The organism is Stutzerimonas zhaodongensis (assembly GCF_003696365.1).
GTDB classification, from domain to species: domain Bacteria; phylum Pseudomonadota; class Gammaproteobacteria; order Pseudomonadales; family Pseudomonadaceae; genus Stutzerimonas; species Stutzerimonas zhaodongensis.
Genome location: NZ_RFFM01000005.1, coordinates 168,009 through 181,337, shown reverse-complemented (window position 1 = coordinate 181,337; position 13,329 = coordinate 168,009). Strand labels below are relative to the sequence as shown.

Genomic DNA, 13,329 nt, shown 5'->3' with positions numbered 1-13,329 from the left:
GCTGATTTGCTCCTGGCACCGGCTTTTCGCTTATGACCCCCTCGATTCCATACTGGCGTCTGTCAGGTTTCTACTTTTTCTACTTCGCGCTCCTGGGTTCCACGGCGCCCTTCCTGGGCCTGTATTTCGCCCACCTCGGCTTTGGCGCAGAGCGTATCGGCGAGCTGGTTGCGATTCCGATGCTGATGCGCTGCGTGGCCCCCAACCTCTGGGGCTGGCTAGGCGACACTACCGGGCGGCGTCTGGCGATCGTCCGTGCGGGAGCCGCCTGTACGCTCATTTCGTTCGGCTTGGTCTTTTATAGCAAGAGCTACGCCTGGCTCGCGTTGGTCATGGCCTTGCATGCGTTTTTCTGGCATGCGGTGTTGCCACAGTTCGAAGTCATTACCCTGGCGCACCTGCGCGATCAGGCCTCCCGCTACAGCCAGATCAGGCTCTGGGGCAGCATCGGCTTCATCGTTGCCGTAATAGGGTTGGGCGCGCTGTTCGATCGTCTGAGCCTGGATGTCTATCCGATGGCGGTCATGCTCGTGATGCTGGGGATCGTCTTCAGCAGCATCTGGGTTCCCAATGCCACTCCGGCGGAGCGACCAGAGCTGGAGGGGCAGGGTGGGTTCCTCCGTCAGCTCTGCCGTCCCGGGGTGCTCGCGTTCTTTGTCTGCGTCGGCCTAATGCAGGTCAGTCATGGTCCTTACTACACCTTCTTCAGCATACACCTCGAATCGCTCGGCTATGGCCGGGGAACAATCGGGCTGCTCTGGGCGCTGGGTGTGGTAGCTGAGATTCTCACCTTTCTTGTAATGGCAGCGTTGCTGTCTCGATTTTCGTTACGTCAGGTTCTGGTGGCCAGCTTCCTGCTAGCAGCGCTGCGCTGGTTGTTGCTCGGCTCCTTGGCGGATCATCTCGGCGTGCTGCTGATTGCACAATTGATGCACGCCGCCACGTTCGGCAGCTTCCATGCAGCGGCTATTCATTTCGTGCAGCGCAGCTTCGGCCCCCGTCAGCAAGGGCAGGGGCAGGCGCTATACGCCACGCTTGCTGGTGTCGGGGGGGCATTAGGCGCGCTGTACTCCGGTTACAGCTGGGCCGGACTCGGCCCGATATGGACTTTCGCCATCGCCAGCCTGGCGGCGCTGGCCGCGGCCGTTATCATTGCCATTCCAGAGCGGGAGAAACAGGTATGACAGCCATTCGTGAAAATCTGGCGCAGTCCATCATAGAGGCCGGGCAGTTTCTTTACGGCCGAGGATGGTCGCCGGCTACCAGCAGCAATTATTCCGCACGGCTAACGAGCGCCGAAGTGCTGCTGACCGTATCCGGGAAGCACAAGGGACAGCTGGTTGCGGACGACCTGTTGGCGGTTGATATGAACGGCATCAGTCTGGAGAACGGCAAAAAACCTTCTGCGGAAACTATGCTGCACACCCAGTTGTATCGTTGGAAGCCCGAGATCGGTGCCGTGTTGCACACGCACTCGGTCAACGCGACGGTGCTTTCGCGCATCTGCCGCAGTGATTCGCTGGTGTTTGCGGACTATGAGTTGCAGAAGGCGTTCAGCGGTATCGCGACCCATGAATCTGAGGTGTTGGTACCCATTTTCGAGAATGATCAGGATATCGATCGCCTCGCCTCTCGGGTTCAGCCCTGGCTGGACGCGCATCCCGATTGCGTGGGCTATTTGATCCGTGGGCATGGGCTCTATACCTGGGGCCAGCGTATGAGCGACGCCTTGCGCCAGATCGAAGCGTTCGAGTTTCTATTCGAATGCGAACTGACGATGCGCATGCTACAGCGCACCTAAGCGCGCCGGCTCAGCCTGCACCAAGCATTCTTTCCTATTGACGATGAGACGGGCAGCAGCCCTGACTGGAGACGATCAGCGTGAGCATTCTAAGTGTTTATCAGGACAGCGCCCCCGAGCAGCCGCTTAAGGTGCTTACCCATCTAGAAGACATTGCCGCGACGCTGGCCGAGGTCGGTGTACACCTCGAGCGTTGGGAGGCAAGTGCGCCAATCGGTGCGGGCGCCAGCCAGGAGGAAGTGATCGATGCCTACCGTCCGCAGATCGAGCGGCTGAAACGCGAACGTGGCTACGTGACCGTCGACGTCATCAGCCTTACCAGCGACCACCCGCAAAAAGCTGAGCTGCGCGCGAAATTTCTTGAGGAGCACCGCCATGCCGAAGACGAGGTGCGTTTCTTCGTTGCAGGCCGCGGGTTGTTCACGCTCCACATCGAGGACAAGGTGTATGCCGTGCTTTGCGAAAAGAACGACCTGATCTCTGTACCCGCTGGCACCCGCCACTGGTTCGACATGGGTGAGCATCCGCATTTCGTTGCCATTCGGCTGTTCAACAACCCGGAAGGCTGGGTAGCGCAGTTTACCGGTGAAGACATCGCCGGGCGCTTCCCACGGCTGGAGGATTGAGCATGCCAGTCAAAGCCGTTCTGACCGATATCGAAGGTACGACCAGCGCAGTAAGCTTCGTTTTCGACGTGCTGTTCCCCTACGCGCAGGCGCACCTGCCAGCCTTCGTTCGTGAGCATTCGAAAGAGCCGGCGGTTGCAGCTCAGCTCGATGCAGTGCGATCTGAAAGTGGTGAGTCGGGTGCCGATGACGAGCGCGTTATCGGGATACTGCTGGAGTGGATCAAAGCTGACCGAAAGGCCAGGTCGCTGAAGGCGTTACAGGGCATGGTGTGGGCTGAAGGGTATCGTGCAGGCCAGCTTAAAGGTCATGTCTACCCCGATGCCGTGAGCGCGCTACGCCGGTGGCATGAACAGGGCTACGGGCTTTATGTGTACTCCTCTGGATCAATTCAGGCTCAGAAGCTGATATTCGGCTGCGCTGAAGCGGGCGACCTGACACCGCTCTTTTCGGGTTACTTCGATACTGGCAGCGGCCATAAACGCGAGAGCGAATCCTATATTCGTATCGCTGACTCGATTGGACTGGATGCCGAGCAGATCCTCTTCCTGTCAGACGTGGTAGAGGAGCTAGATGCCGCACAGCAGGCAGGCATGCAGACATGCGGGCTGGTGCGTGACGGCGGTACGCTGGGCAGGCATCAGGTCGTCCAGAGCTTCGATGCAATCGACCCAGCGAGCTACTGACCAATACACACTGAACCCTCAATCCGCCGCGGCATCCTAATTACTAACTCACTGTAATTTGGAGTCATGTCATGACCGATGCCTTCGGCGGTATTTTTGGCCTGCTGATCCTGGCACTGGATATTTGGGCCATTGTCAGTGTCCTGCGAAGCGACAGTACTACTGGGAAAAAGGCTCTCTGGGTGCTATTGATCGTCGTGCTGCCAGTGTTGGGTCTGATCATCTGGGGCATCATGGGCCCGCGCGGTAATCGTCCTGATGAGCGCAACCTGAGGCCCTGATAGTGGAAGCCTGGAGTACGGTGCTGGCTTTGGTCGTATTGGTGGTTGATATCGTAGCCATCATTCAAGTTTGGCGAAGCCGCATCGAAGCTGGCCGCAAGATCATCTGGAGCCTCGTCATCGTGCTAGTGCCGGTGGTCGGGCTGATCATGTGGTTAATGGCCGCGGGTCGCCACGCCAGGGTAAGACTCTAACGTGCGTGTCGCTGCGTTAGTTGCGCTGCTGCTTTGGGCCAGCATCGCCTGTGCGGATCTGGAACAGGCGTGGTCTGAATTACGCGATGGACAGGCCGTTCTGCTCATGCGTCATGCATCGGCGCCTGGTATTGGCGATCCACCCGGTTTCGTTCTGGAGGATTGCGACACCCAGCGTAACCTGGACGAGCAGGGTCGGTTGCAGGCCCAACGTTGGGGTGAGTTACTTCGAGCAAAAGGGGTGACTCAGCCAAGGGTGTTCAGCAGCCGATGGTGTCGGGCGCTGGAAACAGCCGAAAAGATGCGTTTCGATGCAGTCGAGCCGCTGCCCTTGCTTGACTCCTTTTTTGTTCGAAAGGACCAAAAGGACACTCAGACAGAGAACCTGAGGGCATTCATAAATTCATTGTCAGCGGGTTCTCCCGTGATACTGATTACTCATCAGGTGAATATTACTGCGTTAACCGGTGTCTTTCCTCGATCCGGCGAAGCCTTATTCCTTGCATTGCCACTCACCGACTCGCCGAAGATACAGGCTCGGATTCTGCCCCCGTGATCCATGGCCGGCCCGGTTTGGCTGCGGCATCACTGTAGTTCTGCCAGATATGGACCGCGGCATAGGCTCGCCACGGCCGCCAGGCCTCCGACTGTGCCCGCAGCGCCCGGGACGAGATGCCACCTTCGCCCCATAGCGGCGCTTTCAGCAAGCCTAAATCCGCGGCCGGGAAGGCGTCTGCTTCGCCGAAGCCCCGCAGCGCGATGTATTGCGCAGTCCATGGCCCGATGCCGGGTAGCTCGCATAAGCGGCTGACCAGCTCATCGGGACCGTTATCGATGTGCAGCTCGAGCGCGCCATCCGCGACGGCGGCCGCCAGACGCTTCAGAGTTGCGACTCGCTTGCCCGGCATGCCGATATTTTCAAGCGCAGCGGTGGCAATAGCGCTGGGTGTAGGGAACAGCTTGATCAGTCCCGGTGCCTTGTTCTCGTCTGCGCAATCGAGGTTTTCGCCGAGCCGCTCAACCAGTCGACGAGTAATGGTGACAGCGGCTTTGACTGTGACCTGTTGCCCGACCACGGCGCGGACTGCCTGCTCGAAGGGATTGAATGCGCTGGGTAAGCGCAACCCAGGGTCGGCTGCTATCAGCGGGCCGAGGTATCGGTCCGATGCGAAATGTCGGGCAATCTCGGCCGGATCGACATCCAAGTCGAACATCTTGCGGACACGCAAGGAGAGGGTGGGCAAGTGTTCCCCCAGCGAATCGCTCACGCTCAGCTCCAGAACGTGTTGACCCGGTATTGGCCGGACACTTATCCAGCCAACATGCCTGCCGATTTGCACGACCCTGCTATAACGGTCGGGCTCGAGCGCCTCGACACCTGAGAGCAGGCGCAGCGCGAAATGCTGGTGGAATTGCGACCAGTTCCAGGGCAAGACATAAGGAAGATGAGCGATATGCATCGACAAACGATAGCCCAGATTGATATGGCGTCCTTCACCTGACGCGCTTTGAAAGGGCGCGGTTCCACCTGTCATGAGACCAAAGTAGAATGCGCCTCTTTGCCATCGGGCATACCGCCGTGCCTGCGCGGTTACCCGTTACGCCATTCCACACGGGAGACACCCCCATGAGCGATTATCAGGAAACTCTCTACGAGGGATACGGCCAGCGGTTCTCGGTCGACAAGATGCTTCACGAAGTGCGTACCGAACATCAGCATCTGGTCATTTTCGAAAACGCTCGCATGGGCCGTGTCATGGCGCTCGACGGCGTTATTCAGACCACTGAAGCGGATGAGTTCATCTATCACGAAATGCTCACTCACGTTCCCATCCTTGCTCATGGGCTGGCGCGGCGTGTGCTCATCATCGGAGGCGGTGATGGCGGGATGCTGCGTGAGGTCTCCAAGCATCGTGATGTTGAGAGCATCACGATGGTGGAGATAGATGGCACCGTGGTCGATATGTGCAGAGAGTTTCTGCCGGAACATTCGAAGGGTGCTTTCAATGATCCGCGGCTGAATCTGGTGATTGATGACGGTATGCGTTTCGTCGCGACGACCGAGGAAAAGTTCGACGTGATCATCTCCGACTCGACCGACCCCATCGGTCCGGGTGAGGTTCTGTTCTCTGAAAACTTCTATCAGGCTTGTCGCCGCTGCCTCAATGATGGCGGCATCCTGGTAACGCAAAACGGTACGCCGTTCATGCAGCTGTCGGAGGTTCAGACGACCGCCAAGCGCATGACCGGTCTGTTTCCCGATTGGCATTTCTACCAGGCCGCAGTGCCGACCTATATCGGCGGTGCGATGACGTTTGCCTGGGGCGCTTGTGATTCAGCCAGCCGCAAGCTTTCACTTGAAACGCTCTGCCAGCGCTTTGCGGGCAGCGGGATCGTCACCCGTTACTACAACCCTCATGTGCACCTAGGTGCATTTGCGCTTCCGCAGTACGTGCTCCAGGCTATCAATAAGCCAAGCAACGACTGAGTCAGTCCCCTCTGAGGCCTCCACGGATCCGGCTGCAATCCGGCTGGATCTAAAACTCTGCTCGATTGTCCATTGCAGTAGCGGTGCAGAGGCCGTATGTTCGAAATACGGAGCGCGGCAAGCAATTCCGTCATGCCTACCGTACGCAATCAAATCGACCCTGGCCAATAGGGTCTGAGACACCAACAAGGCCGCGCCTTGCGCCGGCATCTGCGATGGGGTTCAAACGCTTATCCAATCCTGAAATGGTCATCCATGAGTGCGAGGAGGTTGTTTTATGAGTACCACCTTCCATGAGGATGTAAGCAGCAATGTGCTGTTGAGAATGAAAGAGGGCGGTTTCGATTTCGCTCGCGTTCATCCGATAGAGTTCTATGCCGTGTTTCCTGATCGTGAACGAGCCGTTGCCGTGGCAAGCAAATTCCGCGGCGAATGCGTCAATACCCAAATTACCGCTCGCGATGATGGCGCCTGGGATCTCCAGGTCAGCAAAGTGATGTACGCAACCTTCGATGGAATCGGTGACTTCGAGCAGGACCTTGAGGATCTGGTCGAACCCCTGGGCGGCGTGCTCGACGGATGGGGCGTGACCCAGGAACTATCGGGCTGCGCGGTCTGATTCAACTCAAACCCAAACCACTTTGTAGCGCCTGGTCCCACGGTGGGACCGGGCCGAAGCGGTTTCTGAGAAATTCCAGCAACAACCGGCTGCGCGAGTCGGTTTCCCTTGTAAGCCGCAATGCGTAAATTCCGCTAGGCTCTGGCACCGGCAAGCCGTGCTCGCAAAACAACGGCTGTAACTCCCCTCGCAACAGGTTTTCGCTGATCAGCCAGGTCGGAAGATGAGCGATTCCCAACCCAGCCAGCGCGCCGCTAAGCAGCGCTTCGGCATTATTTGCCACCATGCGCAAGCGCTTGGGCCGCGACGACAATGGCTTACCTTCATGATCGAACCGCCACGCATGCGGAGGAGACAATCCATCCCAGTCCAAGCCGTCATGTTCCGGTAGATCTGACGGGTTCTTAGGTATGCCGCGACGCTGTAGATAGTCAGGGCTGGCGCAGGCGATGCGCGTCAAAGGCGCCAGCGGGGTTGCAACCAAGCGTGTGTCAGCCAGCGGACCGATGCGCAAACTCAGATCCACTTTCCCCAGATGGTCGCCTTGTAGGTCGACAAAACTGTCGATCAGGCGGAGCTGAATATCGACGCCTGGATAGACACCAAGAAATTCAGCCAGAGCGGGCGCCAGGTGGCGACGGCCAAAGGGTGCCGGCGCGTCGATCCGTATATGGCCCGCCGGAATATTCTGCGATGCCGTCAGCTCGGCCCGCGCGAGTTGCATTTCCTGCACAATGCGTCGGGCTCGTTCGGCAAAGCTGCGTCCCGCAGACGTGGGTTTGACGGCATGCGTGCTGCGGCTTACCAGTTGGCAGCCGAGCGATGCTTCCAAGGTATCGGTTCGGCGTGCAACAGCCGAGGGGGTCAGGCCGTGTAATCGAGCTGCCGCGGAAAAGCTTCCTGTCTCAAGTACATCCAGGAACAATCGAAACTGTTCCACGAGCGCGTCGGATTGCATGCGATAAGATCATCTGTGCGGATTTTGCAAAGCCATTGTGCGCGGCTTTGCGTTTCTCTTCCAGACACGGATCGATAGCATCCTGTTTTCAGGTGTGGATGTAGATCGATGGATCTGTTTGCGATTGGCTTGAATGTGCTCTTGGGGTTGATGCTGGGGACGCTGGGGGGATTGTTTGGCATTGGCGGTGGGTTGATCGCGATCCCTGTCGTGGGCGTGCTCTTCGGCCTGGATCAACAAGTGGCGCAAGGCACGGCGCTTGTAATGGTTGTTCCTAACGTGCTGCTTGCCATCTGGCGCTATAACCAACGTAATCGCATCGAGCTTCGTCACGCATTCGCGCTTGGCGTAACAAGTTTTTGCTTTGCCATTGCTGGCGCGGCAGTGGCGGTCTCTCTTGACCCCGGTCGAATGCGCATTGCGTTTATCGGTTTTCTCCTCGTTCTGGCAGCCTATACCTTGTTGCGAGCCATTCTGCGACCACAACCGGGCGGTACTGAGCTCCGCTACTCATGGCCGTGGCTCAGTGCACTGGGCGCTGGTGCGGGAGCACTCGGTGGTCTGTTTGGAGTGGGCGGGGCGGTGCTCGCGACGCCTATTCTTACCAGCGTTTTCGGCGCGTCGCAGGTGGTGGCGCAGGGGCTTTCGTTGTCGCTGGCCGCCCCGAGTACCGCGGTCACCCTTTTCACCTACGCCAGTCACGGTCAGGTCAATTGGGCGCTAGGGCTTCCGCTTGCGGTAGGCGGATTGCTGAGTATCAGCCTCGGCGTGAAATTGGCGCATGCACTGCCGGAGCGAATTCTCCGAGCGCTTTTCAGTATGTTCCTAGTGCTGAGCGCCATCTTGTTGGGCATGAAGGTTTGACCGGGGTTACCAGCGGCTCAAGCCATTGCTCGGGCTTGCTGACGTATCGCGCGGCGAGCACTTCGTGCCAGGCGAATGCTCAGCAGTACGGCAGCGCAACTCAGGCCTGCGATCAGGCCTTGCCATAGGCCAGCAGGGCCGGTCGGTTCGCCAAGCGTGTCAGTGAGACCAAGCAAGTAGCCCACTGGCAAACCGATGCCCCAGTAGGCAAATAAAGTGAAGATCATCGTCATGCGTGTGTCCTGATAACCCCGCAGCGCGCCTGCTGCAGTGACCTGGACTACGTCGGAGAACTGGAACAGCGCCGCATAGAAAAACAGGCTGGCAGCGACTGCTATGACGGCCGAGTCTGTGGTGTAGATACGAGGAATCTGTTCGCTGAAAAGCAGCATGGTTCCCGCTGAAAAGCAGGCGTATACAAGGCTCGAGACAATACCCACCCCTGCAGCGAAGCGCGCATCCCTAGGCGCACCTCGCCCCAGCGCCTGGCCGATACGAATGGTAATGGCCATGCCCAGCGAAAGCGGAATCATGAAAATCAGCGAAGTGAAGTTCAGGGCGATCTGGTGCCCTGCTACAATGGTCGCGCCTAGCCCACCGATCAATAGGGCGATGACTGAAAAAATACTGGCTTCGGCAAATACCGCAACACCGATCGGCACGCCGACCGAAAGCAGACGGCTCAGTACTGACCATTGCGGCCAGTCGAAACGGGCAAACAACAGGCTGGGTTGGTAGTAGTGGGCGCGGCGCACCCAGATCAGCATGGCCAACAGCATGAAACACATGACCAGCGCGGTAGCCCAGCCGCAACCCACGCCGCCCATGGCGGGCACACCCAGCTTGCCGTAGATGAATATGTAGTTGAGCGGGATGTTCAGCATCAGTGCAAGTATGCCTACCACCATGCTAGGCCGGGTGTGCCCGAGTCCATCGCTGTAGCAGCGCAGCACCTGATACAGCGCAACCGCGGGAAAGCCGCATGCAACTGCACGCAAGTAAGCCATCGTGGGTTCAATTAGGGCTGGCTCGACATTCATCAGGTGCAGAACCGGTTCAGCATTCCACATCAGCAATGCGAACAGCGATCCCACTCCAAGGCCCATCCAAAGCGCCTGCCGTACCAATGGGCCGATCTGGTCGTGCTGGTCGCGGCCGAAACGCTGAGCAACATTAGGCGTAGTGGCCAGAATGATGCCCGTCACCAGCAGAAAAACCGGCACCCAGATCGAGTTGCCAAGCGCCACCGCTGCAAGGTCGTGGGGGCTTACCCGTCCCGCCATCAATGTATCGACGAAGCCCATGGCGGTGTTTGCCAGTTGAGCGATCATCATTGGAAAGGCAAGAGAGAAGAGGGTGCGCAGTTCGGTGCGTACCCGCCTGAGTCGGAGCTCAGCTGGCATTAGGTGCTATCCGGATTGTATACAGAAGCCGCCTAGTCTACGCCGCGGGGGAGGCAATCGGGAAGGCGGCGGAGAGGCGCAGGCCGGTCTAGAATGGGCAAGCTAATGAAGGAGCCTGCTGATGCGCATTCTTGCCGATGAAAATATCCCACTGGTCGAATCATTTTTTTCCGAGCATGGTGAGATTCGTCGCATGCCGGGCCGCAGCATCAATAAAGCCTCACTGGAAAACATCGAAGTGTTGTTGGTGCGCTCGGTGACGCGCGTCGATCGTGAACTGCTTGAAGGCAGCTCGGTGCGTTTCGTTGGCACTTGCACGATCGGCACTGACCATCTCGATATCGACTATTTCGAACAAGCGGGCATCGCCTGGGCAAGTGCTCCAGGTTGCAACGCGCGCGGCGTGGTCGATTACGTACTCGGCAGTCTGCTGGCCCTGGCCGAGGGGGAGGGCGTAGAACTGAAGCGACGCCGCTATGGCGTAATCGGCGCCGGGGAAGTGGGCGGCAGGTTGGTAGAGGTACTTCGTGGGCTGGGTTGGGATGTTCGGGTTTGCGACCCGTTGCGCCAGACACGCGACCTGGGCGAGTTTGTTGATCTCGAAGAAATCATCAGTGAGTGTGACGTCATCAGCCTGCATACACCGCTGACGCTGGAAGGTGAGCACTCAACCTTCCATCTGCTGGATAGCGATGTCCTACAACGATTGCAGCCCGGTACCTGGCTTATCAATGCGGCTCGCGGTGCCGTCGTCGACAACGCGGCGCTGCTTGAACTGCTGGCCCAGCGAACGGACATTCAGGCGGTGCTCGATGTCTGGGAAGGCGAGCCGCAAGTGGATGTCGCGCTGGCAGAACTGTGTTGGATCGCGACGCCGCACATCGCTGGCTATAGCCTTGATGGAAAGCTGCGCGGAACGGCGCAGATCTATCAGGCATTCTGCGCCGGCGAAGGTGTGGAGCCCAAGGTCGAGCTAGTTCGCCTGATTCCTGCGGCGCCGCTTCAAGGCCTATCGTTCGATGCCTCGGTGAAGGCCGAGGACCTGCTGGCAACAATCTGTCGTGCAGTCTATGACCCCCGCCGGGATGACGCAGCGTTTCGTCGAACCTTGAGCGGCAGCGAAGAGCAGCGCCGTGCCGAATTCGATCAGCTGCGCAAAGAGTATCGACCGCGTCGGGAAATCGACGGGCTTCAGATCCACCTCAGCGCTTCGGAGCCAGAACTTGAACGAGTCGTTCGCGCTCTGGGCGCACGCTTGATGCCCTGACCGCCGGCTCAAGAATGGACAGCGACAGGTCGGATGCAATTTATGGCCTGCTCCGCTAGCATTACGCGTCCTCTGCTTTATCCCGCGATGGTGTTATGAGTTATCAGGTACTAGCCCGTAAATGGCGTCCGCGCTCGTTCCGCGAAATGGTCGGCCAGACGCATGTGCTCAAGGCCCTGATCAATGCGCTGGACAGCCAGCGCCTGCACCATGCCTATCTGTTCACCGGTACTCGGGGAGTCGGCAAGACGACAATCGCCCGAATCATCGCCAAATGCCTCAACTGCGAAACCGGTATCAGTTCTACACCCTGTGGTGAATGCTCGGTCTGCCGAGAGATCGACGAAGGTCGCTTCGTCGACCTGATCGAGGTCGACGCCGCGAGCCGCACGAAGGTCGAAGATACGCGCGAACTGTTGGACAACGTCCAGTACGCCCCCAGCCGCGGCCGCTACAAGGTTTACCTGATCGACGAAGTGCATATGCTCTCGTCGCATTCCTTCAACGCACTGCTCAAGACACTTGAAGAGCCACCTCCTCACGTCAAGTTTCTCTTGGCGACAACTGACCCACAAAAGCTTCCGGTGACCATTCTTTCGCGCTGTCTACAGTTCTCGCTGAAGAACATGCCGCCCGAGCGGGTGGTCGAGCACCTCACCCATGTGCTGGGCGTCGAACAAGTACCCTTCGAGGAGGATGCCCTCTGGCTTTTGGGTCGTGCTGCCGATGGGTCAATGCGCGATGCGATGAGTCTCACCGACCAGGCCATTGCGTTCGGCGAGGGCAAAGTGCTCGCGGCCGACGTACGCAGCATGCTCGGGACGCTCGATCACGGCCAAGTATACGGTGTACTGGAAGCATTGCTGGAAGGTGACGCCCGTGCGCTGCTCGAAGCGGTACGTCATCTCGCTGAACAGGGGCCCGACTGGGGCGGCGTTCTGGCCGAGATACTCAATGTGCTCCACCGCGTTGCTGTTGCCCAGGCGTTGCCGGATGCTGTTGATAACGGGCAGGGCGATCGCGATCGAGTCCTGGCACTGGCAAGTGCCTTGCCCGCAGAGGATGTTCAGTTCTATTACCAGATGGGTTTGATTGGTCGGCGTGATCTGCCGCTGGCCCCCGATCCGCGCAGCGGATTCGAGATGGTTCTGCTGCGCATGCTTGCCTTTCGGCCGGCTGGCACCGATGACGCTCCTCGAACACCGCTAAAGAATTTGGGAGTCAGTCCGGCCACGACTGATTCCAGATCAACCAACGTGGCCGGTACGGCACATCTGGCTGCGCCGGTTCAGGCTTCGACAGCGACCCAGACGCCACAGCCAACGGCTGCTGCTACTGTATCGGACCCGCTTTCGACGCAGGGCTCGGCTTCGGCACCTGCCGACCCAGCTCAAGTACCAATTCCTGCTGCAGAGACCCCGTCTGGTGCGGTCGAGCCGACAAAGCCGGAGCGAGAACTGCCTGTCGTCGACGTGCCCTGGAATGAGCCGCCCTCATCGCCGCCAGTTGCGGTTGAAACAGAAGCGATTGAGCAGCTTGAAACGCATGCAGAAGAATCCGAGCACTTGGCTTCCGTCATTGAGGTCAACGAGCCGGATGATGACGAGCCGCCACTGACTGATGAAGATTACTTCGAGGTTGAAACGCAGGCAGAAGCCTTCATGGATGGCCTCGATGATCTCGTCGAGGATCCGGCGCCCGTCGAGCCGGCACCGGCAGTCGAGCCGGCGACCGGGCTTGCCGCTGAGTGGCTCGATATTTTCCTCAAGCTTGGCCTGGGCGGGTTGACCGGTAGTATCGCGGCCAACTGCACACTTATCTCGGTAGAAGGAGATCGCTGGCTGATGCACCTCGACCCCGCGCAAAGTGCACTATTCAACTCTACCCAACATCGCCGATTGAACGACGCGCTGAATCAATACCATGGGCGAACCATCAAACTGGATATCGAGCTGCAGACTCCAGAGCAGGAAACGCCCGCTCAGGCAGCGGCACGGCGGCGCGGTGAAAGACAGCGTGCAGCGGAGCAGTCGATCCAGGCAGACCCCGTTGTGCAACAACTGATGCAACAGTTTGCCGCCGTTATTCGCGATGGCACCATCGAACCCGTAGAACATTCCGAACCCTGATCCGAGGTAGATC

Annotated in this window: 15 protein-coding genes; 12 read left to right on the top strand and 3 right to left on the bottom strand. The window is 58.8% G+C overall.

Annotation, left to right across the window (positions count from 1 at the left end):
- The first annotated feature begins 32 nt into the window (after nucleotides 1-32).
- From EA797_RS17930 to EA797_RS17900, 7 genes are all read left to right on the top strand, one after another.
- Nucleotides 33-1,184: an MFS transporter gene (locus EA797_RS17930; RefSeq protein ID WP_122167685.1), complete on the top strand. Its 1,152-nt coding sequence runs from the start codon at nucleotides 33-35 to the stop codon at nucleotides 1,182-1,184.
- A complete protein-coding gene (locus EA797_RS17925; RefSeq protein WP_122167683.1) occupies nucleotides 1,181-1,801 on the top strand; it encodes a methylthioribulose 1-phosphate dehydratase in 621 nt (206 codons plus the stop codon). Before EA797_RS17930 ends, EA797_RS17925 begins: the two co-directional genes overlap by 4 nt.
- 80 nt (nucleotides 1,802-1,881) lie before the next feature.
- Nucleotides 1,882-2,427: a 1,2-dihydroxy-3-keto-5-methylthiopentene dioxygenase gene (locus tag EA797_RS17920; RefSeq protein ID WP_122167681.1), complete on the top strand. Its 546-nt coding sequence runs from the start codon at nucleotides 1,882-1,884 to the stop codon at nucleotides 2,425-2,427.
- Nucleotides 2,428-2,429: 2 nt separating this feature from the next.
- On the top strand, nucleotides 2,430-3,113 hold the full coding sequence (gene mtnC, locus EA797_RS17915; protein ID WP_122167679.1) for an acireductone synthase: 684 nt from the start codon (nucleotides 2,430-2,432) through the stop codon (nucleotides 3,111-3,113).
- A 71-nt stretch (nucleotides 3,114-3,184) separates the two neighbouring features.
- A complete protein-coding gene (locus EA797_RS17910; protein ID WP_122167677.1) occupies nucleotides 3,185-3,394 on the top strand; it encodes a PLDc N-terminal domain-containing protein in 210 nt (69 codons plus the stop codon).
- A 2-nt stretch (nucleotides 3,395-3,396) separates the two neighbouring features.
- Entirely contained in the window at nucleotides 3,397-3,588 is a 192-nt protein-coding gene (locus EA797_RS17905) for a PLDc N-terminal domain-containing protein (RefSeq protein ID WP_122167675.1), read from the top strand.
- 1 nt (nucleotide 3,589) lies between these two features.
- Entirely contained in the window at nucleotides 3,590-4,144 is a 555-nt protein-coding gene (locus tag EA797_RS17900) for a histidine phosphatase family protein (RefSeq protein ID WP_415845088.1), read from the top strand.
- Here EA797_RS17900 and EA797_RS17895 read toward each other — a convergent pair.
- Entirely contained in the window at nucleotides 4,101-5,048 is a 948-nt protein-coding gene (locus EA797_RS17895; protein ID WP_244214155.1) for a DNA-3-methyladenine glycosylase family protein, read from the bottom strand. The two genes, EA797_RS17900 and EA797_RS17895, sit on opposite strands and share 44 nt — an antisense overlap.
- 167 nt (nucleotides 5,049-5,215) lie before the next feature.
- Here EA797_RS17895 and speE point away from each other — a divergent pair, with 167 nt between their 5' ends.
- Both speE and EA797_RS17885 read left to right on the top strand, forming a co-directional pair.
- Complete coding sequence (gene speE, locus EA797_RS17890; RefSeq protein ID WP_122167672.1) at nucleotides 5,216-6,076, top strand: polyamine aminopropyltransferase; 861 nt, start codon at nucleotides 5,216-5,218, stop codon at nucleotides 6,074-6,076.
- Between the two features lie 277 nt (nucleotides 6,077-6,353).
- A complete protein-coding gene (locus tag EA797_RS17885; protein ID WP_122167670.1) occupies nucleotides 6,354-6,695 on the top strand; it encodes a ribonuclease E inhibitor RraB in 342 nt (113 codons plus the stop codon).
- Between the two features lies 1 nt (nucleotide 6,696).
- On the opposite strand, the gene EA797_RS17880 is transcribed toward EA797_RS17885, so the two are convergent.
- The gene (locus EA797_RS17880; RefSeq protein ID WP_122167668.1) at nucleotides 6,697-7,653 is read right to left on the bottom strand and encodes a LysR family transcriptional regulator; all 957 of its coding nucleotides are present in this window, start codon (nucleotides 7,651-7,653) and stop codon (nucleotides 6,697-6,699) included.
- 108 nt (nucleotides 7,654-7,761) lie between these two features.
- On the opposite strand from EA797_RS17880, the gene EA797_RS17875 reads away from it, so the two are divergent.
- Complete coding sequence (locus EA797_RS17875) at nucleotides 7,762-8,517, top strand: sulfite exporter TauE/SafE family protein (RefSeq protein ID WP_122167666.1); 756 nt, start codon at nucleotides 7,762-7,764, stop codon at nucleotides 8,515-8,517.
- A 17-nt stretch (nucleotides 8,518-8,534) separates the two neighbouring features.
- On the opposite strand, the gene EA797_RS17870 is transcribed toward EA797_RS17875, so the two are convergent.
- Nucleotides 8,535-9,920, bottom strand: a complete 1,386-nt coding sequence (locus EA797_RS17870; protein WP_122167664.1) for an MATE family efflux transporter — start codon at nucleotides 9,918-9,920, stop codon at nucleotides 8,535-8,537.
- A 121-nt stretch (nucleotides 9,921-10,041) separates the two neighbouring features.
- Between EA797_RS17870 and pdxB the strand changes: the two genes are divergently transcribed.
- Together pdxB and dnaX are read left to right on the top strand one after the other, a co-directional pair.
- Nucleotides 10,042-11,187: a 4-phosphoerythronate dehydrogenase PdxB gene (gene pdxB, locus EA797_RS17865; RefSeq protein ID WP_122167662.1), complete on the top strand. Its 1,146-nt coding sequence runs from the start codon at nucleotides 10,042-10,044 to the stop codon at nucleotides 11,185-11,187.
- A 95-nt stretch (nucleotides 11,188-11,282) separates the two neighbouring features.
- Nucleotides 11,283-13,316 (top strand): DNA polymerase III subunit gamma/tau, encoded by a 2,034-nt coding sequence (gene dnaX, locus EA797_RS17860; protein WP_122167661.1) that lies wholly within the window; start codon nucleotides 11,283-11,285, stop codon nucleotides 13,314-13,316.
- Nucleotides 13,317-13,329 lie beyond the last annotated feature (13 nt).

Bases quoted from the DNA above. Each gene is read 5' to 3' on its own strand.
- EA797_RS17930 (WP_122167685.1), top strand. From the start codon at position 33: ATGACCCCCTCGATTCCATACTGGCGTCTGTCAGGTTTCTACTTTTTC.
- EA797_RS17925 (WP_122167683.1), top strand. From the start codon at position 1,181: ATGACAGCCATTCGTGAAAATCTGGCGCAGTCCATCATAGAGGCCGGG.
- mtnC (WP_122167679.1), top strand. From the start codon at position 2,430: ATGCCAGTCAAAGCCGTTCTGACCGATATCGAAGGTACGACCAGCGCA.
- EA797_RS17910 (WP_122167677.1), top strand. From the start codon at position 3,185: ATGACCGATGCCTTCGGCGGTATTTTTGGCCTGCTGATCCTGGCACTG.
- EA797_RS17895 (WP_244214155.1), bottom strand. From the start codon at position 5,048: ATGCATATCGCTCATCTTCCTTATGTCTTGCCCTGGAACTGGTCGCAA.
- speE (WP_122167672.1), top strand. From the start codon at position 5,216: ATGAGCGATTATCAGGAAACTCTCTACGAGGGATACGGCCAGCGGTTC.
- EA797_RS17885 (WP_122167670.1), top strand. From the start codon at position 6,354: ATGAGTACCACCTTCCATGAGGATGTAAGCAGCAATGTGCTGTTGAGA.
- EA797_RS17880 (WP_122167668.1), bottom strand. From the start codon at position 7,653: ATGCAATCCGACGCGCTCGTGGAACAGTTTCGATTGTTCCTGGATGTA.
- EA797_RS17875 (WP_122167666.1), top strand. From the start codon at position 7,762: ATGGATCTGTTTGCGATTGGCTTGAATGTGCTCTTGGGGTTGATGCTG.
- EA797_RS17870 (WP_122167664.1), bottom strand. From the start codon at position 9,920: ATGCCAGCTGAGCTCCGACTCAGGCGGGTACGCACCGAACTGCGCACC.
- pdxB (WP_122167662.1), top strand. From the start codon at position 10,042: ATGCGCATTCTTGCCGATGAAAATATCCCACTGGTCGAATCATTTTTT.
- dnaX (WP_122167661.1), top strand. From the start codon at position 11,283: ATGAGTTATCAGGTACTAGCCCGTAAATGGCGTCCGCGCTCGTTCCGC.